Annotated in this window: 29 protein-coding genes; 5 read left to right on the plus strand and 24 right to left on the minus strand. The window is 69.0% G+C overall.

What is annotated here, in order from left to right; all coding sequences use genetic code 11:
- Positions 1–2 precede the first annotated feature (2 nt).
- Complete coding sequence (locus tag NKG96_RS00950; RefSeq protein WP_254536590.1) at positions 3–1307, plus strand: hemolysin family protein; 1305 nt, start codon at positions 3–5, stop codon at positions 1305–1307.
- Here NKG96_RS00950 and NKG96_RS00955 read toward each other — a convergent pair.
- Positions 1260–2195, minus strand: coding sequence for a calcium/sodium antiporter (locus tag NKG96_RS00955; protein WP_254536591.1), 936 nt, complete (start codon positions 2193–2195; stop codon positions 1260–1262). The genes NKG96_RS00950 and NKG96_RS00955 overlap by 48 nt on opposite strands.
- Positions 2196–2259: 64 nt before the next feature.
- Between NKG96_RS00955 and NKG96_RS00960 the strand changes: the two genes are divergently transcribed.
- A complete protein-coding gene (locus NKG96_RS00960; RefSeq protein WP_254536592.1) occupies positions 2260–2850 on the plus strand; it encodes an HD domain-containing protein in 591 nt (196 codons plus the stop codon).
- Positions 2851–3102: 252 nt separating this feature from the next.
- Here the strand turns inward: NKG96_RS00960 and thsA are convergent, their stop codons facing one another.
- From thsA to paaA, 7 genes are all read right to left on the minus strand, one after another.
- Positions 3103–4770 carry a thermosome subunit alpha gene (thsA, locus tag NKG96_RS00965; RefSeq protein WP_254538167.1) on the minus strand — a complete coding sequence of 556 codons (1668 nt, stop codon included), beginning with the start codon at positions 4768–4770 and terminating at the stop codon, positions 3103–3105.
- Positions 4771–4916: 146 nt separating this feature from the next.
- Complete coding sequence (locus NKG96_RS00970; RefSeq protein ID WP_254536593.1) at positions 4917–5396, minus strand: GNAT family N-acetyltransferase; 480 nt, start codon at positions 5394–5396, stop codon at positions 4917–4919.
- Between the two features lie 46 nt (positions 5397–5442).
- Complete coding sequence (gene paaE / locus NKG96_RS00975) at positions 5443–5610, minus strand: 1,2-phenylacetyl-CoA epoxidase subunit PaaE (protein WP_254536594.1); 168 nt, start codon at positions 5608–5610, stop codon at positions 5443–5445.
- Positions 5607–6077 (minus strand): 1,2-phenylacetyl-CoA epoxidase subunit PaaD, encoded by a 471-nt coding sequence (gene paaD / locus NKG96_RS00980; protein WP_254536595.1) that lies wholly within the window; start codon positions 6075–6077, stop codon positions 5607–5609. Before paaD ends, paaE begins: the two co-directional genes overlap by 4 nt.
- The gene (paaC, locus tag NKG96_RS00985) at positions 6070–6909 is read right to left on the minus strand and encodes a 1,2-phenylacetyl-CoA epoxidase subunit PaaC (RefSeq protein ID WP_254536597.1); all 840 of its coding nucleotides are present in this window, start codon (positions 6907–6909) and stop codon (positions 6070–6072) included. The genes paaD and paaC overlap by 8 nt, the downstream gene beginning before the upstream one ends.
- Positions 6909–7244 carry a 1,2-phenylacetyl-CoA epoxidase subunit PaaB gene (gene paaB / locus NKG96_RS00990; RefSeq protein WP_254536598.1) on the minus strand — a complete coding sequence of 112 codons (336 nt, stop codon included), beginning with the start codon at positions 7242–7244 and terminating at the stop codon, positions 6909–6911. Before paaB ends, paaC begins: the two co-directional genes overlap by 1 nt.
- Positions 7245–7246: 2 nt before the next feature.
- Entirely contained in the window at positions 7247–8176 is a 930-nt protein-coding gene (gene paaA, locus NKG96_RS00995) for a 1,2-phenylacetyl-CoA epoxidase subunit PaaA (RefSeq protein ID WP_254536600.1), read from the minus strand.
- Positions 8177–8258: 82 nt separating this feature from the next.
- Between paaA and NKG96_RS01000 the strand changes: the two genes are divergently transcribed.
- Positions 8259–8897, plus strand: a complete 639-nt coding sequence (locus tag NKG96_RS01000; protein ID WP_254536601.1) for a helix-turn-helix domain-containing protein — start codon at positions 8259–8261, stop codon at positions 8895–8897.
- On the opposite strand, the gene NKG96_RS01005 is transcribed toward NKG96_RS01000, so the two are convergent.
- The 6 genes from NKG96_RS01005 to NKG96_RS01030 all read right to left on the minus strand — a co-directional run bounded on the left by NKG96_RS01005 (position 8894) and on the right by NKG96_RS01030 (position 13152).
- Complete coding sequence (locus NKG96_RS01005) at positions 8894–9859, minus strand: hypothetical protein (RefSeq protein ID WP_254536602.1); 966 nt, start codon at positions 9857–9859, stop codon at positions 8894–8896. The genes NKG96_RS01000 and NKG96_RS01005 overlap by 4 nt on opposite strands.
- A gap of 1 nt (position 9860) precedes the next feature.
- Positions 9861–10793 (minus strand): hypothetical protein, encoded by a 933-nt coding sequence (locus NKG96_RS01010; RefSeq protein WP_254536603.1) that lies wholly within the window; start codon positions 10791–10793, stop codon positions 9861–9863.
- Positions 10780–11043 (minus strand): hypothetical protein, encoded by a 264-nt coding sequence (locus NKG96_RS01015; RefSeq protein ID WP_254536604.1) that lies wholly within the window; start codon positions 11041–11043, stop codon positions 10780–10782. The genes NKG96_RS01010 and NKG96_RS01015 overlap by 14 nt, the downstream gene beginning before the upstream one ends.
- A 2-nt stretch (positions 11044–11045) precedes the next feature.
- The gene (locus NKG96_RS01020) at positions 11046–11672 is read right to left on the minus strand and encodes a hypothetical protein (RefSeq protein WP_254536605.1); all 627 of its coding nucleotides are present in this window, start codon (positions 11670–11672) and stop codon (positions 11046–11048) included.
- Between the two features lie 66 nt (positions 11673–11738).
- On the minus strand, positions 11739–12614 hold the full coding sequence (locus tag NKG96_RS01025; RefSeq protein ID WP_254536606.1) for an amidohydrolase family protein: 876 nt from the start codon (positions 12612–12614) through the stop codon (positions 11739–11741).
- An 85-nt stretch (positions 12615–12699) separates the two neighbouring features.
- The gene (locus NKG96_RS01030; protein ID WP_254536607.1) at positions 12700–13152 is read right to left on the minus strand and encodes an ester cyclase; all 453 of its coding nucleotides are present in this window, start codon (positions 13150–13152) and stop codon (positions 12700–12702) included.
- Positions 13153–13248: 96 nt separating this feature from the next.
- On the opposite strand from NKG96_RS01030, the gene NKG96_RS01035 reads away from it, so the two are divergent.
- Both NKG96_RS01035 and arsN2 read left to right on the plus strand, forming a co-directional pair.
- Positions 13249–14385, plus strand: a complete 1137-nt coding sequence (locus NKG96_RS01035) for a pyridoxal-phosphate-dependent aminotransferase family protein (RefSeq protein ID WP_254536608.1) — start codon at positions 13249–13251, stop codon at positions 14383–14385.
- Positions 14386–14435: 50 nt separating this feature from the next.
- Positions 14436–14873: an arsenic resistance N-acetyltransferase ArsN2 gene (arsN2, locus tag NKG96_RS01040; RefSeq protein ID WP_254536609.1), complete on the plus strand. Its 438-nt coding sequence runs from the start codon at positions 14436–14438 to the stop codon at positions 14871–14873.
- Between the two features lie 206 nt (positions 14874–15079).
- Here arsN2 and NKG96_RS01045 read toward each other — a convergent pair whose 3' ends face one another.
- The 10 genes from NKG96_RS01045 to eif1A all read right to left on the minus strand — a co-directional run bounded on the left by NKG96_RS01045 (position 15080) and on the right by eif1A (position 22792).
- Positions 15080–15565, minus strand: a complete 486-nt coding sequence (locus tag NKG96_RS01045) for a MaoC/PaaZ C-terminal domain-containing protein (RefSeq protein WP_254536610.1) — start codon at positions 15563–15565, stop codon at positions 15080–15082.
- A gap of 60 nt (positions 15566–15625) precedes the next feature.
- Complete coding sequence (locus tag NKG96_RS01050) at positions 15626–16255, minus strand: DUF7344 domain-containing protein (protein ID WP_254536611.1); 630 nt, start codon at positions 16253–16255, stop codon at positions 15626–15628.
- A gap of 302 nt (positions 16256–16557) precedes the next feature.
- Entirely contained in the window at positions 16558–17847 is a 1290-nt protein-coding gene (gene paaK / locus NKG96_RS01055) for a phenylacetate--CoA ligase PaaK (protein ID WP_254536612.1), read from the minus strand.
- A gap of 100 nt (positions 17848–17947) precedes the next feature.
- Positions 17948–18496, minus strand: a complete 549-nt coding sequence (locus tag NKG96_RS01060; RefSeq protein WP_254536613.1) for a KH domain-containing protein — start codon at positions 18494–18496, stop codon at positions 17948–17950.
- 27 nt (positions 18497–18523) lie between these two features.
- On the minus strand, positions 18524–19084 hold the full coding sequence (locus NKG96_RS01065) for a GNAT family N-acetyltransferase (RefSeq protein ID WP_254536614.1): 561 nt from the start codon (positions 19082–19084) through the stop codon (positions 18524–18526).
- Positions 19085–19152: 68 nt separating this feature from the next.
- Positions 19153–19401 carry a GNAT family N-acetyltransferase gene (locus NKG96_RS01070; protein ID WP_254536615.1) on the minus strand — a complete coding sequence of 83 codons (249 nt, stop codon included), beginning with the start codon at positions 19399–19401 and terminating at the stop codon, positions 19153–19155.
- A 35-nt stretch (positions 19402–19436) separates the two neighbouring features.
- Positions 19437–20657, minus strand: coding sequence for a tryptophan--tRNA ligase (gene trpS / locus NKG96_RS01075; protein ID WP_254536616.1), 1221 nt, complete (start codon positions 20655–20657; stop codon positions 19437–19439).
- A 491-nt stretch (positions 20658–21148) separates the two neighbouring features.
- Positions 21149–22021 (minus strand): serine/threonine-protein kinase Rio1, encoded by an 873-nt coding sequence (rio1, locus tag NKG96_RS01080; protein WP_254536617.1) that lies wholly within the window; start codon positions 22019–22021, stop codon positions 21149–21151.
- Positions 22018–22500, minus strand: a complete 483-nt coding sequence (locus NKG96_RS01085; RefSeq protein WP_254536618.1) for a nucleotidyltransferase domain-containing protein — start codon at positions 22498–22500, stop codon at positions 22018–22020. Before NKG96_RS01085 ends, rio1 begins: the two co-directional genes overlap by 4 nt.
- A 7-nt stretch (positions 22501–22507) precedes the next feature.
- Entirely contained in the window at positions 22508–22792 is a 285-nt protein-coding gene (eif1A, locus tag NKG96_RS01090; RefSeq protein WP_254536619.1) for a translation initiation factor eIF-1A, read from the minus strand.
- Between the last annotated feature and the right edge of the window lie 132 nt (positions 22793–22924).

Here is a 22924-nt window from a genome sequence, read left to right on the forward strand (position 1 = left end):
AGGTGGCCGTCCCGCCAAGGGACCTCCACATGCTCACGACGACGGCCGCACTCCTCGGTGGCCTCGCCATCCTCGCGCTCACCCTCGCCAGTGCCTACTTCTCCAGCAGCGAGATCGCCGTCTTCTCGCTGCCCGCCCACCGCCTCGACGGCATGCCCGACTCCCGCCGGGTCGGAACGCTCAGACGCCTCAAGGCCGACCCGCACCGCCTGCTCGTCACCATCCTCGTCGGCAACAACGTCGTCAACATCGCCATCGCCAGCATCGCCACCGTGCTCCTCGCGGATGCGCTCCCCGCCGAGTACGCCGTCGTCGCCTCCACGCTCGGCGTGAGCACGGTGGTGCTCGTCTTCGGCGAGATCGTCCCGAAGTCCTACGGCGTCGCCAACGCCGAGTCGTGGGCGGTCCGCTCGGCGGGGTCGCTCGCGACGCTCCAGTGGGTCCTCTACCCCATCGTCGCCGCCTTCGACCGGGGGACGGCCGCCCTCGCGCGACTCGTCGGCGGAGAGCGTGACCTCGAACGCCCCTACGTCACCCGCGAGGAACTCTCAGCGCTGGTCGGGACGGCCGAGGAACAGGGCGTCATCGACGACGAGGAAGAGCGGATGCTCCAGGGCGTCTTCGAGTTCGCGGAGATAACCGCGGGCGAGGTGATGACCCCCCGGGCCGACGTGGTCGCCGTCGCCGCGGACACCCCCGTCGACGAGGCGCTCGCGACCTGCGCGCGCGAGCGTCGGACGCGCCTGCCCGTGTTCGAGACGGACCTCGACAGCGTCGTCGGCTACGTCGACGTCCGGGACCTGCTGGGCGCCGAGGCGCGCGGCGAGGCGCTCACGGACGTGCTCAACCCCGTCCTCCACGTCTTCGAGGGGCGCGCGCTCGACGAGGTGCTCGAGGACCTCCGGGCGGAGGGCGTCGAACTCGCCGTCGTCTTCGACCAGTTCGGCGCGGCGGAGGGACTGCTGACGCTGGAGGACCTCGCGGAGGCCGTGGTCGGCGAACTGTACGACGTGGGCGAGCGACGGACAGTCGTCCCCCTCGACGCCGGGGGCGTGCGCGCCCGCGGGAAGGCCGCCGTCGGGGACGTGGCGACCGCGCTCGGGACCCCCTTCGGCGACGACGACCTGCAGACCGTCGCGGGACTGCTCGCCGACCGCCTCGGACGGCCCGCCGAGGAGGGCGAGACGGTGCGCGTCGACGGCGTGGCGCTCACCGTCGAACGCGTCGCGGGCAACCGCGTCCGCCGGGTGCACGTCGAGTCAGAGGAGGTCGAGCGCCCACCGGACGAGGACGGCACCGAGGAGTAGGGACCCCTCCGGCCGGGAGAGTCGGCGGCCGCTGGCGACGAGGCCGACGGCGACGACCGAGAGACCGAGGAGCCACGCCGTCTGCCCGACCGCTTCGTCCGCGACCGGGAGGGGGGCAACGACGGCGGCCACGCCGAGGACGCCGAGCAGGTTGAACAGGTTGCTCCCCAGTACGTTGCCGACGGCGATGGTAGCGAACCCGCGCCGGGCGGCGACGACGCTCGCCGCGATTTCGGGCGAGGAGGTCCCGATGGCGACGACGGTGACGCCGATGACCCACTCCGAGACGCCGAGCAGGCGCGCGAGGTCGCTCGCGGCCGAGACGACACCGTTCGCGCCCGCGGCGATGGCGACGATGCCTGCGACGGCGAGCAGAGGGGAGAACCACCGGGCGGGGGCCGCCGCGGACTCCGGGGGCAGGTCGGCCCCGCGGACGAACAGGACGACGAGGTAGACGACGAACAGGACCAGGAGGACGCCGCCCTCGACGGACGAGAAGCGCAGGTCGCGGACGAACCAGAGTACGAGTGCCGTCGCGAGGAGGACCATCGGGCCGTCGCGGCGCACCAGTTCCCGGGGCACCGCGACGCTCGTGCCCGCGAGAAGGACGACACCGCCGAGGATGCCGAAGTTGAACAGGTTCGACCCGACGACGCCGCCCACGGCGAGGTCCGGCCGGCCGACGAGGGCCGCGTCGACCGCCACCGCGAACTCCGGTGCCGACGTGCCGACCGAGACGACGGTGAGACCGACGACGAGGTCCGAGACGCCGGCGCGACGGGCCAGTCGGGTCGCGTGGTCGACGAACAGCGTCGCCCCGAGCCACAGCGCGCCGACCGACGCCACCAGCACCACGACGTCGACCACCACGCCGACGGAATCCACCATGTGGTACGTGACAGACGGAGGGGAGATAGGAAAGCCTATCCCGCAATCGGGGCAGGATGCGGCCATGCTCGACGCCGTCCGCGACCGCGCCCGCCCGTTCTTCGAGGGGGCGGCCCCCGCTCACGACTGGCACCACGTCGAACGGGTCGGACGCCTCGCCCGGACGCTCGCCCGTCTCGACGACGACGAGACGGTCCTCCTCGCCGCCGTCTACCTCCACGACGTGGGACGCGAACGGGAGGCACGCGGGGAAGTCGAGGACCACGCCGTCTGGGGGGCGGAGCGTGCCCGCGAGATTCTGCCCGACGTGGGGGCGGACGAGGACACGACGGACCACGTCGCCCACTGCGTGCGCGCCCACCGGTACTCCGGGAGCGTCGAACCGGAGACGCGCGAGGCGCGCGTCCTCTGTGACGCGGACAACCTCGACGCGATGGGCGCGGTGGGTATCGGGCGGGCGTTCGCCCACGGCGGGACGCTCGGTCACCCGATGCACGGCGACGAGGCGAGCCAACTCGCCCACGCGAAGGGGAAACTGCTCTCGCTGCGCGACCGGATGTACACCGAGCGGGGCCGGGAACTCGCGGCTCACCGCCACTCGGTGGTCGAGGAGTTCGTCGCGGAGTTCGAGGCGGAACTGGCGGGCGAGCGCTGAGCGGAACCGGCCGAGTCGCCCGCGACGGTGACAGCGCCGCCGCTGGCCGGGCGATAAACGAGAGAAGTGGTCTGAAGACGGTGCGAGTGGTAGACAGTCGGAGGACCCCGAGCGCCGGAGCGCGAGGGTCCGCCGTGAGTGACCACCGAACTGCCGAAGGCAGTTCGACGGGAGCGAGCGGCGATTTTAGTCCAGGTTTTGCCAGTGAACGAGCGGCCGTCAGGCCGCGAGTGAGCGCAGCAAAACGTGGGCTTACATCATGCCGCCCATGCCGCCGCCCATACCGCCCATGCCGCCGCCCATACCGCCACCGCCGGGCGGCATCTCGTCCTCGTCGTCGTCGCTGCTGCCGCCGCCCTTGAGGTCGCCGGCCGCGATGACGTCGTCGATGCGGAGGATCATCACGGCGGCCTCGGTGGCGCTCTCGACGGCCTGCGTCTTGACACGCAGGGGTTCGACGACGCCGTCGTCCTGCATGTTCACGACGTCACCCGTGTAGGCGTCCAGCCCCGAGGTCTGCTCGCCGGCCGAGTGCTTCGAGCGCAGGTCGACCAGCGAGTCGATGGGATCGAGCCCGGCGTTCTCCGCGAGCGTGCGGGGGATGACGTCGATGGCGTCCGCGAACGCCTCGATGGCGAGCTGCTCGCGCCCGCCGACGCTGTCGGCGTACTCGCGCAGTTCGAGGGCGAGTTCCGTCTCCGGAGCGCCGCCGCCGGGGAGGACCTTGCCGTCCTCCAGCGTGACGCGCACCACGCCGAGCGAGTCGTCGATGGCGCGTTCGACCTCGTCGACGACGTGCTCCGTGCCGCCGCGGAGGATGAGCGTGACGGACTTGGCCTCCTCGACGTCCTCGACGAAGATGCGCTCGTCGCCGCCGATGTCCTTCTGGGCGACGCTGCCGGCGAAGCCGAGGTCGTCCTCGGTGATATCGTCGACGTTGGAGACGAGGCGACCGCCCGTCGCGCGGGCGAGGCGCTTCATGTCGCTCTTCTTGGCCCGGCGGACGGCGATGATGCCCTCCTGTGCGAGGTAGTGCTGGGCCATGTCGTCGATGCCCTTCTGACAGAAGACGACGTCGGCACCGACCGATTTCAGTTTGTCGACCATCTCCTTCAGCTGTTTTTCCTCCTGGTCGAGGAACTGCTGGAGCTGGTCGGGGTCCGTGACGTTGACCTCGGCGTCGATCTCGGTCTCCTTGACCTCGATTGCCGTGTCGAGGAGCGCGATGTTGGCGTCCTCGGCGGCGTAGGGCATGTTGTCGTGGACGCGCTCCTTGCCGATGATGACGCCCTCGACGAGTTCGGACTCGTCGACGGAGCCACCGACGACCTTCTCGACTTTGACGTTGTCCGTGTCGATACCCTCGTCGTCGGCGACGGCCTGCACGGCGCTGACGACGAGCGTCGAGAGCGTGTCCTTCGCGGTCTCCGCGCCCTTGCCGGTCATCGCGGTCGAAGCGATCTGTTCGAGGATCTCGGTGTCGTCGGCGCCGACCTCGATGGCCATGTCCTCGAGGACTTCCTTGGCCTTCTGGGAGGCCTGGCGGTAGCCCTGTGCGAGGATGGTGGCGTGGATGTCCTGTTCGAGGAGGTCCTCGGCCTTCGCGAGGAGTTCGCCCGTGATGACGACGGCCGTCGTGGTGCCGTCGCCGACCTCGTCCTCCTGGGTCTGGGCGACCTCGACGATCATGTTCGCCGCGGGGTGCTCGATGTCCATCTCGTCGAGGATGGTCACGCCGTCGTTCGTGACGACGACGTTGCCCGAGTTGTCCACGAGCATCTTGTCCATCCCCTTCGGGCCGAGTGTCGTCCGAACCGCTTCGGCGACCGCTTTCCCGGCCGTGATGTTCATCGACTGGGCATCTCGCCCGGAGGTCCGCTGGCTGTCCTCCGACAGTACGATGAGGGGCTGGTTGCCCATCTGTTGAGCCATAGTCGGTCGAACCGTTGTCTGCGGTTCTATATAAAAGCTACGAACCTGATCGGGTGACCGCCCCACGGCGGCGTGTCACGCTTCGTGGTGCCTCGTGTCACACGCCCTTAAGTGCGGTTCGACCCGTCCGCTGGTCACGCCACGGCCCGTACGTAGACGTGTTCGGGGTAGGACTCCCCACCGATGACGGTCCGGCCCGTCGAGACGCGTTCGAACCCGTTGGCGCGGTAGAACTCGTTGCCGGGGTCGTTCGCGGCGAGGGTCATCGCCTGTACGCGTTCGACGCCCCGCTTCGCCATGTCTCGGCAGGCCGCCTCGAGCAGGTGCGACCCGATGCCCTCCCGGCGGTAGTCCGGGTCCACGTAGAGGCGCATCACCGTCCCCACGTCGCCGTCGACGATACCGTGGGAGAACCCCACCACGTCCTCCGCGACGGCGACGAGGACGCGCACGTCGCTGGCTTCCACGTCCGCGGCGAGTTGCTCCTCGCCGTACCACTCGTCGACGGTTTCGGTGGCCGTCTCCCGTGTCAATACCGGGTCGCGCTCCCACGACCGGCGTGCGACCGACCGGAGCGCCGACACGTCCGCCGGCGTCGCTTCGCGTACGTCCATGATCCACGATAGCACCTGACGGAAAGTAAAGCTAGCCGACGCCGGGTCAGCCCACCGCCTCGAACGGTTCGAGGCAGTCGTTGCAGTAGTGGATGGACCGACAGAGCGACGGCCCCTTCGGGTGTTCGCGTTCGGTGTTCGTCCCGCCGCAGTAGGGACAGGCCGCCGGTTCGCTGTCGCCGCCGGCCTCGACCGAGGGGTCGAGGCGTCTCATATCGACACCCCGAACTCCCGCAGGTCCTCTCTTCCCGCCTCGGTGACGAACTCGATGGACCACTCGGGACTCCAGACGAGTTCGACCTCGCTCCGGTCAACTCCCTCCGGCGAGGCCGCCGCCTCCTCGATGTCGCCCATCAGCATCGACCGGGCCGGACACCCGGTGTAGGTGAGCGTCATCCGGACGCGCGCGACGGTCTCTTCGCCCACTTCCTCCACGAGGACGCCGTAGATGAGGCCCAAATCGACGACGGAGACGGGCATCTCCGGGTCCTCCACCTCGTAGAGGGCGTCCCAAACGGCGTGTTCCAGCCCTTCGGACCCCTCACCCGTCGCGGGGATACCCTGTTCGGCGGCGGGTTTCCCCGGCGTGTAGTCGGTGTACGCACAGTAGGTGGGGCCCTCGCCGTCGAGCGTGGCGTCGAGGTCGTCGAACTCCGCCTCCGAGGTGTCGTACTCAGACATCGTCGGGGTCCGGCATGAGGCGGGGCGCCTCGGTGCGGTCGAGCATGCGGTACGTGTAGGTGAGTTCGTTGAACTGGCGGAACCACGGGTCGGTGTGGCTCCCGTCGCGCCCGCGCGCGCCGGGCAGGAACTCGTCCGGGTCGTCGTCGGGGTCCATCGGGAGGGAGACGCCGAGGCCGTCGAGGAACGTCCCGACGATGCTGAGCCACTCGTCGCGCAGCTGGTCGATGGGCGTCGGGCGAATCGCCAGTTCCACGATGTCGGCCTCGTGCTCGGTGGGGACGAACAGCGTCAGCGCGTGGGGGAACAACTCGTCCACCGCGTCCTGCACCCGTCTCCGCCCCGCCTCGTCCTCGCAGAGCCGTTCGAGCCAGTTCTGGGCGTGTTCGCGGTGGTAGTGCTCCTCGCCTCTGACCTTCCCCACCCGGTCGGCGATGCGGGGGTACGTCGTCTCGGTCAGCGCCTCCAACTGGAGGAACTCCGCCACGTCGTAGAGGTAACTGCGGACGACGGCGTCAGCCCAGTCGCCTGCGGCGAAGGGGCGTTCGACGAGCGTCGAGTGGCGGAACGCCTCCGGGTCGCGCTCCCAGATGAGTTCGGACTCCGAGGGACCGAAGTCCTGAAGCAAGTCGTACCAGAGGCGGGCGTGCCCGAGTTCGTCCTGCGCGATGTTCGCGATGGCGATGTCGGCCTCCAGCGTCGGCCCCTGACACTGCCACTCGGTGTAGCGGTCCGCGAGGACGAACTCGTCGTCCGCGAGGGCGAAGAGGAGCGACTGGACGGCCTCGCGCTCACGTTCCGAGAGTTCGCCCGGGGTACCCAGCACCGCCATCAGTTGCCCTCCGCGGCTTCCTCGCGGCCACGCTCTGCGACCTCCTGTTCGCGCTGGGAGTCCTCTATCTCCTGTGCGAACGTCTCGTCGGTGTTGTAGTTCGTCGCCCAGCGGTACTGCTTCTGGGTGAGGCCGCCCATGGCGATGCCCTCGTCGTCGGAGTCGACCTCCGTTATCTCCTCCTTCGGGACGACCCACAGCGAGTGGGCGGGCTTCCGGCGGGCGTGCATCACCTGCGCGAACAGTTGCGCCATCTCCCGGTCGGGAGCGTGGACGTTGCCCACGTGAACGTGGTAGTCCTTGCGCTTCTCCTGTCTGAAGACTTCGAATATCATGGTCAGTCGGCCGCCGACGGGGCGGTTCGGGGGTTCTCGATGGTCTCACGCACCCACTCGACGGCCTCCTGAGTGCGGTGGCGCTTGGCTATCTGACCCTTCCCCTGCGGGTACTCGTTTCTCGCGATCTGCATGAACTCGTCCCAGTCCAGGTCGTCTTCTTCCACCTCGTAGCGCTCCGTCTCCTCGTTGAACTCGACGCGCGGCGAGTCGGGAATCTCGAGGCCGTACTTCTCGGCCTTCGGGAGATAGACGTTGAGGAACGCGGTGCGGAGGGCGTCGTTGCTCATCGTCTTCAGGCCCACCGCCGTCGAGAAGTCGTTGTGCGTCGACTTGTCGTCGGTCGGCCCGAAGAACTGCAGGATGCGCGGCCACCACTTCTCGAAGGCCTGCTGGAGGCGCTCCTGATCGCGGCGGGTGCCCGTGCCGAGTTCCTTCAGGATGTCCTCGCCGTGTTTGATGTGGAAGCCCTCCTCGAAGCAGATCTTGTCGATGGCGTGGGCGTACGGCTCCCACGAGGTGCGCTTGAGGGTGGCCTGCCGGCGCATCGCCGCCCCGTCGACGAAGAACATGATCATCGGCAGTTCGTACCAGTCGTCGAGCGGGTAGTGAAAGCAGTTGAGGAACTTCCCCTGCCCGTTCGCCAGTTCGTCAAGCATCTGCTCTCGGGTCTTGATGCCGAGGTTCTCGGCGGCCCGGTACAGCAACTGTCCGTGGCCGATCTCGTCTTGCACCTGCGCGGAGACGGCGAGCTTCCGGTCCAGACTGGGTGCCTGCCGGATGAACGGGCGTTCGATGTACGCGCCCATGATCTCGCTGTTCGCGTGGAACTGGATCATCCGCGTGGCCGCCTTGCGGTACTCCTCGGGCATATCGTCGGTCGGCCCGAACTCCCGCGGGCCGGCGCGCGCTTTCACTTCCTCGAGGTCCATGCGCGGCCATTTGTCACGAACCCGCATGCAGGTTAGCCCGCGTATGAACGCGTTTTATATATCGTTCGTGCCAACTTGGTGCATGATTGCGGAGTGTCTCGTCGTGGAGTTCGCCGTCTCCGGCGACGACTGCCCGCTGGCGGACGCCTCGCGGGCCGTTGGCGTGACCGTCGACGCCCAGCCCCCACAGCTCAGAGCCGACGGCAACGCCCTCCTGCAGTTCGGCGCGCCCGACGACGACCGACTCGCGCAGGTCCTCGACGCCGACCCGAGGATTCGCTACCTCCACCGCGCGCGCAAGGACGGCCGCGCGAACTTCCGTTGTCTGTCGAAACACCCCTGCGTCGTCCACGAACTCGTCAGCGCGGGGTTCGTCGCGGAGTCCCTCTCCTACCGCGACGGGAACGCCCGCTTTACCGGCGCGGTCGTCGGATACGACGTGCTGGAGGGCGTGATGAACCGCGCCGGCGAGACCGTGGGCGTGCGCCTCGAACGGGTTCACCCCCTCGGTGCCGACGAGGACCGGTCGGTCGCCCAGCGCTGGAACGTCACGCCGCGACAGGAGGCGGCCATCCGCACCGCCCTCGCGATGGGCTACTACGCCGTCCCGCGCGAGGTGGACGCCGCGGGCGTGGCGGCGGAACTCGGCATCAGCAAGTCGGCGTTCCTCGAACGACTCCGCCGCGGGGAGCGCGCGCTGTTCGCCCAGTTGTTCGGCTAATCGTCGTCGCGGTCCGGCACCGTCGAGAGGTGCGAGCGCCCGGTGACGGTGGAGTAACGGAGCGAGGCCCGCTTGCGTCCCGGTACCGTCGAGTGGCGCCCGGAACGGCCGCGGCCCGACCCCGATCGGCGGTCGTCGCTCGCCTCCTCGACCCGCTCTTCCGCCGAGGACGCGAACGCGTCCAGGTCCCCCTGCGCGCGGTCGATGCCCTCGCGGAACGACGAGAGGCCCTCGCGCAGTCGTTCCCGGAGTTCCGACTCGACGAGCCCGGAGTCGTCCTCGCTGTCGTCGGACCCGCCCTCGTCGTCGTCGAGGGGGCCGACGGCCGGGACCGACACGTCGATACCGTCCGATTCCGACTCGTCGTCGGGGTCACCGTCTCCCTCGTCTTCGGGGTCGGCAACGGCGTCCGCCGCCGTCTCGACGGCCGACTGGACCGATTCCGCCACCGACTCCTCGTCGCCGTCCCCGTCGTCCCCGGATTCGTCATCGTCGGTGTCCGTGACGGCGTCCGCCACTGTCTCGGCGGCCGACTGGACCGACTCCGCCACCGACTCCTCGTCGTCGGGTGCCCCCTCTTCGGCTCCGTCGGGGTCGGCCTCGCCGTCCGCCGTTTCGCCTTCGTTCTCGCCGTCCTCGAAGAGGTCGAGGAGGTCCGCGCGGTGTCCGTCGGCGTCCTCGTCCTCCTCGCGGTCCGCGAACCGCGAGAGCTTCAACAGGCGTTCGAGTTCGAGGACCCGTCGCGAGTCGCCCTCCGCGAGTGCCTCGGGGATGCTCGCGTCCTCGTCGTCCTCGTCCGCGAGGCCGACGGCGCCGAGGAGGTCCGCGGAGTCGTGGCCCTCGACGATACCGCTGGCGGCCGCCGCGACCGCGTCGAGGGTCTCGTCGTCGTCCGCCTCGATGGCGTCGGCCGCGTCGGCGAGGACGGCGTCGATGCGGTCGCGCAGGTCCGTATCAGTCATCTCACTCCCCGTCGTCGCTCTCGCCGTCCGTCCGTTCCTCGAACTCGTCCATGATCTCGTTCGTCATCTCGTCGCGCGAGAGGTTAGCCTTCACGCCGACCTCCTTCGCGACCGCCTGGAGTTCGCGGTAGGACATCGCCCCGAGCAGTTCCCGGTAGGTCTCGGCGCGGAGGTCGTCGGCGTTCGACGGGAGGGGAACCTCGAGGTCCTCGTTCTCGTCGAGTTCCTCGACGTCACCCTCGGGTTCACCGTCCTCCGACTCGTCACCTTCCGACTCGTCACCTTCCGACTCGTCACCTTCCGACTCGTCACCTTCCGACTCGTCACCTTCCGACTCGTCGCTCTCCGACGTTTCCTTCTCGGATTCCTCACCTTCCTCGGTCACGTCGGGGACCGCGTCGGTGGCGGAGTCGGTCGCTTCCTCGACTGCCTCGGTCGCGGTGTCGGTCGCCTCGCCGGCGGCATCTGCGGCGGCATCCGCGGATTCGCCGGCGGTGTCGGCAGCCTCCTCCGCAGTCTCGCCAGCGGAATCGGCGGCCTCCTCTGCGGACTCGACCGCCCCGCTGGTCGCCTCCTCGACGGCAGAGTCCGAGTCGTCGTCCGAGCCGCCGTCGACGACCTGCTGTATCGCCTCCTCTGCGCCGACTTCCTTCAGGTCGTCGACGAGTGACGACAGGGCCTCCCGGTCGGTCAGCAGTCCCCGGAGGGACTCCACGACGGCGTCGATGGCTGACTGGACCAGTTCGCGGAGCGATTGGCCCTCGTCGAGACCCTCCCGGACGGCGTCCTCGGCGGCACCGCCGGCCTGTCGGCCGATGGTCCGTCCCGCCGTGGCACCGATGCTCCGCCCGACCTCCGCGGCGACCTCCTCGTCGGTCAACTTCTCCTGAACCTTGTCCGCGATGGCGTTGCTGAGGGAGCTACTGTCCGCCATCGTCACCTCCGACGTCGAGGAGACGATGGAGGAGCGACGTCCCGACCGTGCGGCCGAGCGCTCCCCCGACGAGTCCGCCCAACAGTTCCCCGACGCGAGCACCGATGGTCTCGCCGACACCGTCGCCGTCCGCCGACTCGTCGTCGAGGAGGTCGCCGAGGGCGGTTCCCTCGAACGCATCTCCGAAGTCGACCCCCCGGAGCAACTCGACGTAATCGATACGGTCGGCGAGCGACTGGTCGTCACCCATCCCTACTCCTCGTCCTCCTCGTCCCCGTTCTCACCCTCGTCCGCGCCGTCCTTGTCTTCGTCAGTCAGGTTGTCGAGTCCGAGCGCCTGCGAGAGGACGCCGATGAGCACCTGCGTGATGATGTCGCCGACCGGGACGTCCTCAAGCGCGTCGCTGAGCCTGCTCGTGGCGCTGTCGAACGCGGAAGAGAGCTTCTCGCCGACGTCGAAGTCCATGCCGAGACCGTCGAGGAGGCTTCCGAGGCCGCCGTCGAGCAGGCCGGCGACCGACGACAGGAGGTTGCCGAGGAGGTTGCCGTCCCCCTCGACCGCCTCGATGTCCAGAACGAGTTCGCTCACGTCGACGTCGAGGCCCAGAAGGTCGACCTCCAACCCGTGCAGGTCGAGAAAGAGGACGCCGGTTCCTTCCTGTTCGTTCGCGATGGCCCCGGCCGACATGTCCTCGGTCCGCCGGCTCTCGTCGTCACCCTGCTCGTCCCCTTCCTGCTCGTCCCCTCCCTGCTGTTCCTCTTCCTCTTCTTCTTCCTCCTCCTCCTCTTCTTCCTCCTCCTCCTCTTCTCCGCCGTCGGTGAGGAGGACCGCGTCATTCTCCGTCGAGTCCACGCGCTTGTCGTCGTTTGAGTCGTCCATGCTCTTTGCTGTGCAGACGAAACGGACATATTACCGTGGGTTGCTCAGGCAAGCCACGCGTGCGGGTCAGAGTCCGAGGAACGCCTCGGCGTTCTCCCAGAGGAGCTTCCGCTGGACGTCCTCCGGGAAGTCGGTGTACGCCTCGAACTGCTCCAGCCACCGTCCCGGGCGAATCATCGGGTAGTCCGTGCCGAACATCACCTTGTCCTGCAGAACCGTCCCCGCGTAGTGGAGCACCTGGTCGTCGATGTACTTCGGGAGCCACCCCGAGAGGTCCATGTGGACGTTGCCCTTCTGCTGGCAGATGGCGAGTTGCTCCTTCTCCCACGGGAAGGCGGGGTGCGCGAGGAGGATATCCATCTCGGGGTGGTCCGCGGCCACGTCGTCGACGAGCATTGGGTCCCCGTACTTCAGTTTCAGCCCCCGGCCGCCGGGCGCGCCGGCCCCGAGCGTCGAGGACCCGCCGTGGAAGACGACGGGCACCCCGAGGTCCTCGATGGCGGTCCACAGGTCATCGTGGACGGGGTCGCTCGGGTCGAAGCCCTGTGCGATCTGCTGGAACTTGAACCCCGAGAGGTCGAGGTCCTCGACGCACCGTCGGGCCTCCGCCACGCAGTCGTCCTTCAGGGGGTCGACGCTCCCGAACCCGACGAGGAAGTCGGGGTAGTCGTCGCGCACCTCGGCGACGTAGTCGTTCGGCACCGGCGGGTTGCCGGTGTTCGTCTCGGCGTCCCACCCGAGCATGACCGCCCGGCCGACGCCCGCGGCGTGGTACTCCTCGACCATCTCGTCGTAGTCCCACGTCTCCACCCCGGTCCCGAACTTGCGGGCGGCATCGGCCATCATCTCGCCGCCCGCCACCTCCAGGAACTCCGCCGTCGGCTGGTGGGCGTGGGTGTCGATGGCCCGCGGGCCGTCCTCGGCTTCGAGTACGTCGAGCATGTCAATCAGTACACACGCAGAGGCAAAAAGGCGGTCGGCGGACCCTGTGTCGTCGACCGGGCGTCAGCCGGGGACGGAGGGTGGCTCAGGCGGACGGCCCGCCGAGGAGATCCGGCGAGAACACGCCGACCTGTCGCATCAGGCCGAGCACGTCGGCGTTGACCCACGTCTCGACCGTCTTGCCGTCCTCGATGCGGGTGAAGACGGTGCCGGTGATGGTCACGGGCTTGTGGGTCGCCGGGATCCCTACGAACGCCCCGTCGTGGGTCCCGCGGTACGTGTAGCGCGTGGCGACGAGGTCGCCCTCCGCCACCTGGTCCTCGATGGTCGCCTCGAGGTCCGGGAACGCGGTGTGGAGCATCCGGAAGTACGCGCGCATCCCGCCGATGCCGCGGACCTCCTCGCCGCCCGGCCCGCCGTGCTGGACGACGTCGTCGGCCACGAGGGCGTCGAGGGCGTCGTAGTCCCGCCCGTTGAACACCGCTTCGTTGAACTCGCGGACGTGCGCTTTTTGCTGGTCGATGGTAGAGACTGCCATTGGAGTCACCACCGTATTGGATGGTCGTTCGTGGACAAAAGCCTGTCTCGGGGACACATCGGTGTGTTTTCGGCGTTCAAGCGAGAGGAGTCGATAATGACCGAGGCACCCGACGTCGACGAACTGGCACCACCCACCCGGACGCTGATGGGTCCCGGCCCGAGCGAGGTCCATCCGCGCGTCCTCCGGGCGATGGCGACGCCCCTCGTGGGCCACCTCGACCCGTCGTTCGTGGACGTGATGAGCGAGGTCCAGGAGCTCCTGCGGTACGTCTTCCGGACCGACAATCAGTGGACCCTGCCCATCAGCGGGACCGGGTCGGCCGCCATGGAGGCGGCGGTCGCCAACCTCGTTGAGCCCGGCGACACCGTCCTCGTCCCCGCGAACGGCTACTTCGGCGACCGGATGGCCTCGATGGTCGACCGCGCGGGAGGCGACGCCGTGCGCGTCGACGCGCCGTGGGGCGAACCCCTCGACACGGCGGACGTGGCCGACGCCTTCGACGAACACCAGCCGGACGTGTTCGGCTTCGTCCACGCCGAGACGTCGACCGGCGTGCTCCAGCCCGACGTGCCGGAACTGACGAGCATCGCCCACGAGCACGACGCCCTCGTGATCGCGGACACCGTCACCTCGCTCGGCGGCGTGGAGTTGCGGGTAGACGAGTGGGGCATCGACGCCGCCTACTCGGCGGGCCAGAAGTGCCTCTCCTGTCCCCCCGGCGCGAGCCCCCTCACGCTCAACGACCGGGCGATGGAGAAGGTGCTCGCGCGCGAGTCCGACGTGCGCTCGTGGTACCTCGACCTCTCGATGCTCGAGGGCTACTGGGGCGAGGACCGCTCGTACCACCACACCGCGCCCATCACGAACGTCTACGCCCTCCGGGAGTCGCTCCGTCTCGTCGCCGAGGAAGGCATCGAGGAGCGCTGGGCGCGCCACCGCGACGTGGCCGGCACCCTCGTCGACGGCCTCGCCGACCTCGGCCTCGAACGCTACGCCGACGAGGACTACTGGCTCCCCAGTCTCAACACCGTCCGCGTCCCCGGCGGCGTCGACGACTCGGAGATAATCGACCACCTGCTGGAGGAGTTCGACCTCGAAGTCGCCGCCGGCCTCGGCGACCTCTCGGGCGAGGTACTCCGCATCGGCTGTATGGGCCACTCCGCGCGGCCGAAGAACGTCCACTACCTGCTGTCGGCGATGGAGGAGACGCTGGACCACCTCGGAGCGTAGCGACCCCGACCCACCGAAGACGTATCGTCCGCCTCGCCGTCACGTTCCCCATGGGTGACCCGACCGTGACCCTCCGGCCGGCCGACGGCCTCGCGTACGTCGAGACCCTCCTCGAGCGAAACGACCTGCCGACGGCCGACGTGCGGACGGCACCCGCGCAGTTCTACGTCGGCCTCGTCGACGGCGACCCGGTGGGCGTCGGCGGCGTCGAGCGATACGGGCCCGACGCCCTCCTGCGCTCCGTCGTCGTCGAGGAGCGAGTGCGGGGAGGTGGGGTCGGGGCGGCGCTGTGCGATGCGCTGGAGGCGACGGCCCGCGACGCGGGCGTGGAGACGCTGTACCTGCTCACCACCACCGCGGCCGAGTTCTTCGCCGCCCGGGGTTACGTCCGGACCGACAGGGACGACGTCCCCGACACCGTCCGGGGGTCCCCCGAGTTCGAGGCGCTGTGCCCCGCGAGCGCCGTCCCCATGCGAAAGCCGCTCTGAGAGGCTGCCCCCGCCGGTCGCCGCTTCGGAATCCCGGGGGCGCTCGCTTCACTCACCGCTCGCTTCCGGTGGTTCTCGTTCGCTACCGCGCCCTCCGAACCGGCCCACTGCTCGCGGGTCGCGCTGCTCCCCGTCGTCGCGCGGCTTCGCCGCGTGACTGTCCGCGGGACGGAGTCCCGCGCTACTCGGATTTTCGAGGCCTCGTTTCACTCGGCCTCGCTCTCCCCGTAGTGGCTCCGTTTCCGCCACATGAACTTCATGTCGCCCGCGAACACCTCCTCGTCGTCCTGGTTGTGGACGTGCGTGTCGATGACGACGACGCCCGCGTCGTCGCGCGAGGAGAGTTCCCGCTTCTCGGTGCACTCGTACTCCGCCTGCAGGGTGTCGCCGATGTAGACGGCCTGCTTGAGGTCCATGTAGTTCATCCCGAGGAAGGCGAAGACGGTGCGTTCGACGATGCCCGTCCGCTGGAGTAGACCCGTGGCGACGATGAACGTCATCGGACCCTGCGCGATGCGGGCGCCGTACGGGCCGTCGTCGGAGTACTCCGTGTTCGTGTGAAGTTCCGTCCAGTCGCCGGTGAACATCGAGTGCATGACGAAGTCCGACTCCGTGATGGTGCGACCGGCGCTGAGGAACGTCTTCCCCTCCTCCATGTCCTCGAAGTAGTGAGGTTCGTAACTGTACGGCATAGTCCTCACTCCGGAGGTGACGGCAAGTAACTATCGTGTCAACATTTGCCACACCCCCGACTACTCGGGGAGGACCGGCGTGGCGAGGGTCGTCTCGGGGTCGTACTCGATGGCGCCGGCGTCCGCGAGGCGTGGGAGGTGGATGTGGTGGAGTCTGAGCGCGACGTCGTCGGCCGTCAGCTCGGGGTGGTCGACGGCGACGTGGGCCGCGACGTCGCGGACGTTGAGCGTCCCGTGGCGGTCGAGTGCGAGCAGGGTCCCGCGGCGAAGCGGGTCCGCGAGGAGGCCACAGATGACGTCGAGGGCGTCCTCGGAGACGCTTCCCGCCTCGCTCCGGTTCTCGACGGCTTCGCGGAGGGCGTCGAGTTCGCGGGGCGCGGCGTACTCCACCCACGGGTGGTCGTACGCGACGTAGCCGACCGCGTCGAGGTAGGGCAGGTGGACGTGTTCGAGGGCGACGGCGAGCGTCTCCCGGTCGGCCGGGAGGCGGGCGGCGACGCGGTCGACGAGTGCGTCGACGTCCTCCCACTCGACCGCGGCGAGGTGACCGAGGACGGCCCGCCGGGGGGCACTGGCGAGCGTCTCGAACGCCCGGTCGACGTCGAAGCCCTCGGCGTCGGCCCACGGGCCGTCCGGGAACGCTCGCCTCGTGTCGGTGCTGTCGTTGTCACTGTAGGTGTCTGCGGCCATTGTGTGCCTCGCGGAACGTCACACGGTGCAACCGCGTTTCTCACGCGGATACCGACTCGCGCCGATATTGTCCGTCTCGGGGGCCGAGGAAACGAACGCACGTACAAGCTCGCGTTCCAAGCACCCCTCCATTTTGCAGGTAATAAACATTGTGGAAGTTCGCACGGCGGCGACAACCCGCGAGAGCAGTCAATACCGCCACACATCCGCGTTCGTGAACGGCGCAGGTGGCTGCAGTCCGGTCGATCGGTTCACCTGACGTTACCGGCCTCGGCGAACGGTCGGGATAGCTGTGTCGCCGGTTACTGCCGGTGGTCGAAGACGCGCTTGACCTTCCCCGTCTCCTGTCGTTCGATGCCGCCCGGTTCGACCACCCGAACGTCGTCGGGGCTGAACGCGAGACGGGAGTCCAGTCGCTTTCGGACCCGGTCGCGCAGATCCTCGGGGTCGCCGTCGTAGTCGGCGGCCTGTTCGACGGTTATCTCGATTTCGTCGAGTTCGGCGGCCCGGTGGAGGTCGATTCGGTACTGCGGTTCGACGCCCTCGATGTCGAGAATCGTGGCTTCGATCTCGCTCGGGTAGAGGTTCACGCCCCGAACGACGAGGAGGTCGTCGGTCCGCCCGGTGACGTTGTCCATGCGGACGGTGGTGCGCCCGCACTCGCAGGAGTCGCGGTACAGCGTCGTCATGTCGCCCGTCCGGTAGCGCAGGACGGGCATCCCCTCCTTCGTGAGCGTCGTCAACACGAGTTCGCCCTCCTCGCCGTCGGGGAGGACCTCCTCGGTCTCCGGGTCGATGATCTCCGGGTAGAACTGGTCCTCCCAGACGTGGAGGCCGTCCTGCGCCTCGGCGCACTCGATGGCGACACCCGGCCCGATGACCTCCGAGAGGCCGTAGATGTCGACGCCGGTGACGCCCAGTCGCTCCTCGATGGCCTCGCGCATGGGGTCCGTACAGGGTTCCGCGCCGAAGACGACGGTAGAGAGGGGGAGGTCCTTCAGGTCGATGCCGCGCTCCTCGGCCCGTTCCGCGAGATAGAGCGCGTAGGAGGGGGTGCAGGTGAGCGTCTCGCTGCCGAGGTCCTGCAGGAACTCCAGTTGGCGGTGGGTCTGCCCGCCGCCGATGGGGACGACCGTCGCCCTCAGTTCGTCACAGCCGTGGTGGACGCCGAGACCGCCGGTGAACAGGCCGTAGCCGTAGGCGTTCTGGACCGTCTGGTCCTCGGTGACGCCCGCGGCGACGAGTGACCGGGCCATCACCTCCCGCCAGGTGTCGAGGTCGCCCCGGGTGTAGCCAACCACCTTCGGCTTGCCCGTCGTCCCGGAGGAGGCGTGGATACACCGGAGCTGTTCGTCCGGGACGGCGAACAGGCCGTCCGGGTAGTGGTCCCTGAGGTCCTCCTTCGTCGTCGTCGGGATGGCGGGGAGGTCGGCAACCCCCGTCACGTCGCCGGGGGTGATGCCCGCCTCCTTCAGGCGGTCGGCGTAGAAGGGGACGTTCTCGTAGACGCGGGTGACGACATCCTGCAGGCGCTTGTCCTGCAACTGGCGCAGGTCGTCCCGGGAGGTCGTCTCGATGTCGTTCCAGACCATGCCGGTCGCTCGCGCCCCGCCGCGAAAAGTCTGCGGGCCTCGACGCTTCGGGCCCCGCGATACCGCCGCCTCGCCGTCTCCCGTCCGCTCGTCTCGCCGCCTACCCCGTGAACTCGTGGTAGTTCAGACCGCCCTCGTTCAACTCGGAGCGGCGGCGTTCGAGATAGGAGTACACCGCGCCGTGGGGCGCGCCGTCGAGAATCATCTCGGTGGCGCTCCGGACGGACTCGACCTGTTCGGGGCCGCCGATGATGCCCAGCGTCGAGCCGTAGATGACCACCGAGGCGCCGGTGAGTTCCTCCATCAGCTGTCGGGTCCGGCCGTTCTCGCCGATGAGCCGACCCTTCTGTCTACGGAGGTCGTTGCGGTTGCGCGTCGCCGCGTCGAGGTCCACGAGTTCGAACATCCGGAGGTCGTCGTCGAGAAGGGAGAGCGCCTCCTCGGGCTTGAACCCGCGACCGATGGCCCGGACGATGTCCGGCCCCTTCAGGCCCGTGAGGGGGTCACCGACCGTCTCGACCGCGACCGACCCCGTCTCCGAGTCGATGTCGAGGCGGACCTCGGCACGGGACTCGATCTCGCGCATCGTCGCCCCACCTTCGCCGATGAGGGCGCCGATGCGGTCCTGCGGAATCGTCACGTGCTGCATATAACTGCCGTAGCGGACCGCGCCGTTTCAAGGCTTCGCACTGGCGGACAGGTCGCTCGTGTAGACGTACTCGCGGTGGCTGGGCGACCCCTCCGGGAGGTCGGCCTCCCGTTCTCCCGCGCGCTCGAACCCACGGGACTCACAGAAATCGACGCCCACCTCGCTGTCCGCGAAGACGGTCGTCTCGACCCGGCTGACCCCCCGTCGGTGGAGCGTCGTGATGAGCCGTTCTATCAGCGCGGTCCCGATGCCCTCCCCCCAGTGGTCGGGGTCGACCGCGAGCGACGGGACCGCGCCCTCGGTGGCGGTCGTCTGGACGGCCGTCGCGTAGCCGACCAGTTCGCCGCCCTCGTCCGCACCGTCCGGAGTCTCGGGCGTGCAGGCGACGACGTAGGTCACGTCGGGACGTTCGATGGCGGCGTTGACCGCTGCGTCCGTGTACCACTCCTCGACGATGCGGTCGAGCAGCGACTGGCCGAGAAACGAACACGAGTCCGCGAGCGACCGGCGGGCGACCCGCTGAATCGCGGGGACGTCCGCCGCCGACGCCTGCCTGATGTCGGCGGCCAGAGGAGTGGCGGATGTCATGTGGGGAACGTCACCGTCGCGCCGGATACGCGTTCACCCTGCCAACGAGGGGACGGTCCGGGGGCCGCTCACACGGTCCATGCGTAGGTCAGCGCCCGCACCGTCTCGCCGAACAGGTCGTCGTCGTACGCCTCGCTCACGGCGAACCCGCGGGACTCGTAGAACGACCGGCCCACGTCGTTGCCCGCGAGGACGGTGGTCTCGACCCGCACGACGGCTCGCTCGCGGAGAACCGACGCGTACGCGACCCGCCACGCCCGGTCGGCCACCGCGCGGACGGCGGGCACGTCCTCGACTGTCGCCTCGCGCACGGTCACCTCGGTTACGGACGGAGGGTGGCAGGGGTAGCTGTTCAGCCTTGCTCCTGCGTGGGGTTCACCCGCACGTCGGGGCCGAGGCCGACCGCCGCCAGCGCCCGGTCGCGTTCCTCGCGGGTGAGGCGGTACGGTTCGAGGGCGGCGTCCAGTTCGTCGTCGGTCGGACGACGCGACCGGTGGGCGTCGAGGAACCGGGCGATGCGGTCGGCGGCGTGGTCCTTGAGTTCGCCCGTCAGCAGGTCGCCCGACCGGTACTCCCGGTCGAGTCGTGCCAGCACCTCGTCGTCGGGTTCGAACTGCGCACGGAGGTACTGGAAGGCGACGTCCACCTCGGGGTCGCCACCGTGTTCGCGGTGCGCGTCGAGGCTGTCGCGCCCGCCGGAGTAGGCGTGGCGGGCGATGGTGTCTCGGACCGTCTCGCGGTCGGCGGTCAGGTCGATGCGGGGGACGTCGTCGGAGGAACTCATCTTGCCCGGTCCCGAGAGCGCCGGGAGGAACTTCGCCAGCAGTGCGCCCGGTTTCGAGACGGGGAAGCGCTCCTTGGCGGCGAGGTCACGGGCGAGGCGGACGTGCGGGTCCTGATCGACGGCGATGGGCACCGTCGTCGGGTGGGGACCGTCGACGAACTCGGGGAGGAGGAGGTGGGCGGCCTGCATCGCCGGGTAGAACGACTCCCCGACGTTCCGCGCCTCGCCGTACACCGCCTCGTACGTCGCGGGGGTCACGTCCTTCGCGAGGGCCGTCGCGAGGGGGTAGAGGACGTCCGCGTCGGCGGTGTCCACGACGATGCGCGTCAGGTCGGGGTCGAAGCCGAACGCGAGGACGTCCCGCAGGTTGTCGCGGGTGTACGCTCGCGTCTCTGCCAGCGACTGCTCGCGGGTGCAGTACTTCTCGTCGTCCGAGAGCGGGACGTAGACGAACGCGCCGAAGGCCTCCTGCAGGTACTTCGCCAGCGAGAAGGCGACGGTGTGGCCGAGGTGCATCGGCCCGGAGGGGCCGACGCCCGTGACCACGGAGACGCGCTCGCCCCGTTCTGCGGCCGCGAGGAAACGGTCGAGGTCACGCCCAGCGTAGGCGAGGCCCCGCCGGACGAGTGGCGGCGCGTCGGGGAACCGTCCCCGCTGGTCGTCGGTCAGCGGGTCGGCACCGAACTCGCGGACGAGTCGTTCGTACTCGTCGGGCGCGTCCGTGGAGGTTTCGGCGGAGGTGGTCGAATCGGTCGGTTCGTTCGTGGTCGTGTCGGTGTCGTCGTGCATCTGGTCGCGTGGGTACTGGTGGTCGGAGAGCGGGCGGCGAGAACAGCGAGGGAGCGCCCGTCGCCCCCCGACCGGGTTAGGCCGCGACCGGAGCAACGACGGGACTGTCCGCTGGCGAGGGGGCGTGCCAGCGCCAGCGGACAGCGTCCATACCCGAGGGGAGACGGCTGGCTCGGAAAAGCGTTGCTCTCACGTCGCGCGACTCGTCCGTGACGAACCGGACAGAACCCTACAATCCAACTTCGTGTATTTCGTGTGGAGGAGATAGCCGACCGCTGGCGGGCAGAGCGACGACGGAATGTGACCTCACGCCACTACGGGTGTGTGATAGTCACGAACGTGCAGTGGAAACGAAGGGGTCGGCGAGTCGACGGGTCGGGGGGTCCTGCTCGGCTCGGGGTCGGAGATTCTCGTGCCCTCCGAGCGTCACCGGCGACGAAATCGCCGGGGGTCCAGCGGGACGACCGAGCCGTCCCGCGCGGCGCCGAATCTCACTCTCCCCCTTCCTCCTCGTCGGCCCGCGTGACGTACTCGAGGAGTTCGTCGCCGGTCACCTCGACGCCCTGCCGGGCGAAGAACTTCGCCACGTTCCGGCAGTCGCGTTCGAGGAAGTCGCGCGCGTTGGGGTGGTGGACGGTCACCGCCTGCCCGAGGTCGATGACGACGAGTTCGCCGTCGTGGACGACGATGTTGTACTCGCTCAGGTCGCCGTGGACGAGGCCGGCGTCGTACAGTCGGCGGGTGTACTCGCGGACCACCTCGAAGGCCGTCTGCGGGTTCTCGATGGTCACCTCCGCGAGGCGGCGGGCGCGCTGGTCCTCGACGCCGATGTACTCCATGAGGAGGACGTTTCGTTCGACGGCGATGGGGTCGGGGACCCGCACGCCGGCCGCCTGCGCGCGCTTGAGGTTGGCGTACTCCTTGCGGACCCACGCGAGGACGACCTTCGCCTTGTCGCTCCCGATGCCCTCGAAGCGCGGGTCGCCGTCGAGGTAGTCGCGCATCTGCTTGAAGTCGCTCGCCGAGATGCGGTACACCTTGGCGGCGACGGTGCCCTCGGGACCGAGCGCCTCGTACACCGAGGCCTCCTTGCCCGTCGAGAGGGGGCCGCCGAACGCCTCGATGTAGCCGTCCTGAACGAGTTTGTAGATGGCCGCGAAGGTGGCGTCGTCGAACACCGACTCCTCGACTTTGAACTGCTCGTTGTCCTTCAGGCGTTTGCGGAACTCCAGGAACTTCCGGTCGCGCTTGCGGGCGATGCGGTCGGCCTCGGTGTCCGAGACGTCGACCTCCTCCCACTCGTCGCCGACGCCGTCGGTGTTCTCGAAGTCCAGCAGGCCGTACTCCTCGCGGTTCCCGCTCATCGTCGGGCCTCCGCGGCCGCACCCTCGGCGTGCTTCGCCACGAGTGCCGCCCGTTCGTTGTCACCCCGGGCGCGGTAGCCGAACGCCTCGAAGTCGAGTGGCATCACGGGTACGGCGTACTCGCCCATCGTGACGAACTCACGGACCGCCCCCACGTCGGGGGCGGGGACCCACTCGCCGTCGACGCGGTGTTCCACGTCGCCCATCAGTTCCACCTCGCACCCGTCGAGCGACAGCGCGCCGAAGTGCGAGCGGATGGTCGGGCTACCGGCCGCTTCGGGGGGCACGAGCGGTCTGACGACGGCGTCGGAGAAGCAGTCGGCGATACGGTGGACACCCTCGGCGTCCGTCACGACGTCCACGTCGCCCGGGTCGACCGGGAGGCCGCGGAGCGCGAGGTTCGCGCTGGCGGTAATCGCCCACGGGAGGTCCTCGGGGAGTCGGTCGCACAGCGTCCGCACCGCGGCAGGGTAGGTCATACGCGGGTCACTGGATGTGTCCCTCCCGGCGCAACTGGTCGGCCTCCTGTTTCTCGTAGCGCCACGTGACGTCAGCCTTCTCGTCCTGCCAGTCCCACGGGTCCACCAGCACCACGTCGTCCTCGCGGATCCAGATGCGCTTTTGCATGCGACCCGGGATGCGGGCCGTGCGCTCGGTCCCGTCCATGCACCGCACCTTGATGCGGTTGGCCCCGAGCATGTCGGTCACGACGGCGAACACCTCGTCGTCGTCGGGCATACGCAGGTCGTTCCTGCTGTCGCTGTCGCTCATAGGGAGATGTTCGAGCGGGGTACAATTAAAGCTTGCAACGGTCCGAGCGCCGGCGAGAGCGACCGACGGCCGGGATACGCCGTCTCGACCGACTTCGCGGCAGTTTATGTGTCGGGGGGTCCGACGGACGGA

It is taken from the genome of Halomarina litorea (assembly GCF_024227715.1).
GTDB lineage: Archaea > Halobacteriota > Halobacteria > Halobacteriales > Haloarculaceae > Halomarina > Halomarina litorea.

Bases quoted from the DNA above. Each gene is read 5' to 3' on its own strand.
- NKG96_RS01025 (WP_254536606.1), bottom strand. From the start codon at position 12,614: ATGCTCGACGTACTCGAAGCCGAGGACGGCCCGCGGGCCATCGACACC.
- thsA (WP_254538167.1), bottom strand. From the start codon at position 4,770: ATGGGCAACCAGCCCCTCATCGTACTGTCGGAGGACAGCCAGCGGACC.
- NKG96_RS01035 (WP_254536608.1), top strand. From the start codon at position 13,249: ATGACCGAGGCACCCGACGTCGACGAACTGGCACCACCCACCCGGACG.
- trpS (WP_254536616.1), bottom strand. From the start codon at position 20,657: ATGCACGACGACACCGACACGACCACGAACGAACCGACCGATTCGACC.
- NKG96_RS01060 (WP_254536613.1), bottom strand. From the start codon at position 18,496: ATGCAGCACGTGACGATTCCGCAGGACCGCATCGGCGCCCTCATCGGC.
- NKG96_RS01065 (WP_254536614.1), bottom strand. From the start codon at position 19,084: ATGACATCCGCCACTCCTCTGGCCGCCGACATCAGGCAGGCGTCGGCG.
- NKG96_RS01045 (WP_254536610.1), bottom strand. From the start codon at position 15,565: ATGCCGTACAGTTACGAACCTCACTACTTCGAGGACATGGAGGAGGGG.
- NKG96_RS00960 (WP_254536592.1), top strand. From the start codon at position 2,260: ATGCTCGACGCCGTCCGCGACCGCGCCCGCCCGTTCTTCGAGGGGGCG.
- NKG96_RS01085 (WP_254536618.1), bottom strand. From the start codon at position 22,500: ATGACCTACCCTGCCGCGGTGCGGACGCTGTGCGACCGACTCCCCGAG.
- NKG96_RS00955 (WP_254536591.1), bottom strand. From the start codon at position 2,195: ATGGTGGATTCCGTCGGCGTGGTGGTCGACGTCGTGGTGCTGGTGGCG.
- NKG96_RS01015 (WP_254536604.1), bottom strand. From the start codon at position 11,043: ATGGGTGACGACCAGTCGCTCGCCGACCGTATCGATTACGTCGAGTTG.
- NKG96_RS01000 (WP_254536601.1), top strand. From the start codon at position 8,259: ATGATTGCGGAGTGTCTCGTCGTGGAGTTCGCCGTCTCCGGCGACGAC.
- NKG96_RS01005 (WP_254536602.1), bottom strand. From the start codon at position 9,859: ATGACTGATACGGACCTGCGCGACCGCATCGACGCCGTCCTCGCCGAC.
- NKG96_RS01020 (WP_254536605.1), bottom strand. From the start codon at position 11,672: ATGGACGACTCAAACGACGACAAGCGCGTGGACTCGACGGAGAATGAC.
- paaE (WP_254536594.1), bottom strand. From the start codon at position 5,610: ATGAGACGCCTCGACCCCTCGGTCGAGGCCGGCGGCGACAGCGAACCG.
- paaD (WP_254536595.1), bottom strand. From the start codon at position 6,077: ATGTCTGAGTACGACACCTCGGAGGCGGAGTTCGACGACCTCGACGCC.
- NKG96_RS01050 (WP_254536611.1), bottom strand. From the start codon at position 16,255: ATGGCCGCAGACACCTACAGTGACAACGACAGCACCGACACGAGGCGA.
- arsN2 (WP_254536609.1), top strand. From the start codon at position 14,436: ATGGGTGACCCGACCGTGACCCTCCGGCCGGCCGACGGCCTCGCGTAC.
- NKG96_RS01030 (WP_254536607.1), bottom strand. From the start codon at position 13,152: ATGGCAGTCTCTACCATCGACCAGCAAAAAGCGCACGTCCGCGAGTTC.
- paaA (WP_254536600.1), bottom strand. From the start codon at position 8,176: ATGGACCTCGAGGAAGTGAAAGCGCGCGCCGGCCCGCGGGAGTTCGGG.
- paaK (WP_254536612.1), bottom strand. From the start codon at position 17,847: ATGGTCTGGAACGACATCGAGACGACCTCCCGGGACGACCTGCGCCAG.
- paaC (WP_254536597.1), bottom strand. From the start codon at position 6,909: ATGGCGGTGCTGGGTACCCCGGGCGAACTCTCGGAACGTGAGCGCGAG.
- eif1A (WP_254536619.1), bottom strand. From the start codon at position 22,792: ATGAGCGACAGCGACAGCAGGAACGACCTGCGTATGCCCGACGACGAC.
- rio1 (WP_254536617.1), bottom strand. From the start codon at position 22,021: ATGAGCGGGAACCGCGAGGAGTACGGCCTGCTGGACTTCGAGAACACC.
- NKG96_RS01010 (WP_254536603.1), bottom strand. From the start codon at position 10,793: ATGGCGGACAGTAGCTCCCTCAGCAACGCCATCGCGGACAAGGTTCAG.
- paaB (WP_254536598.1), bottom strand. From the start codon at position 7,244: ATGATATTCGAAGTCTTCAGACAGGAGAAGCGCAAGGACTACCACGTT.
- NKG96_RS00970 (WP_254536593.1), bottom strand. From the start codon at position 5,396: ATGGACGTACGCGAAGCGACGCCGGCGGACGTGTCGGCGCTCCGGTCG.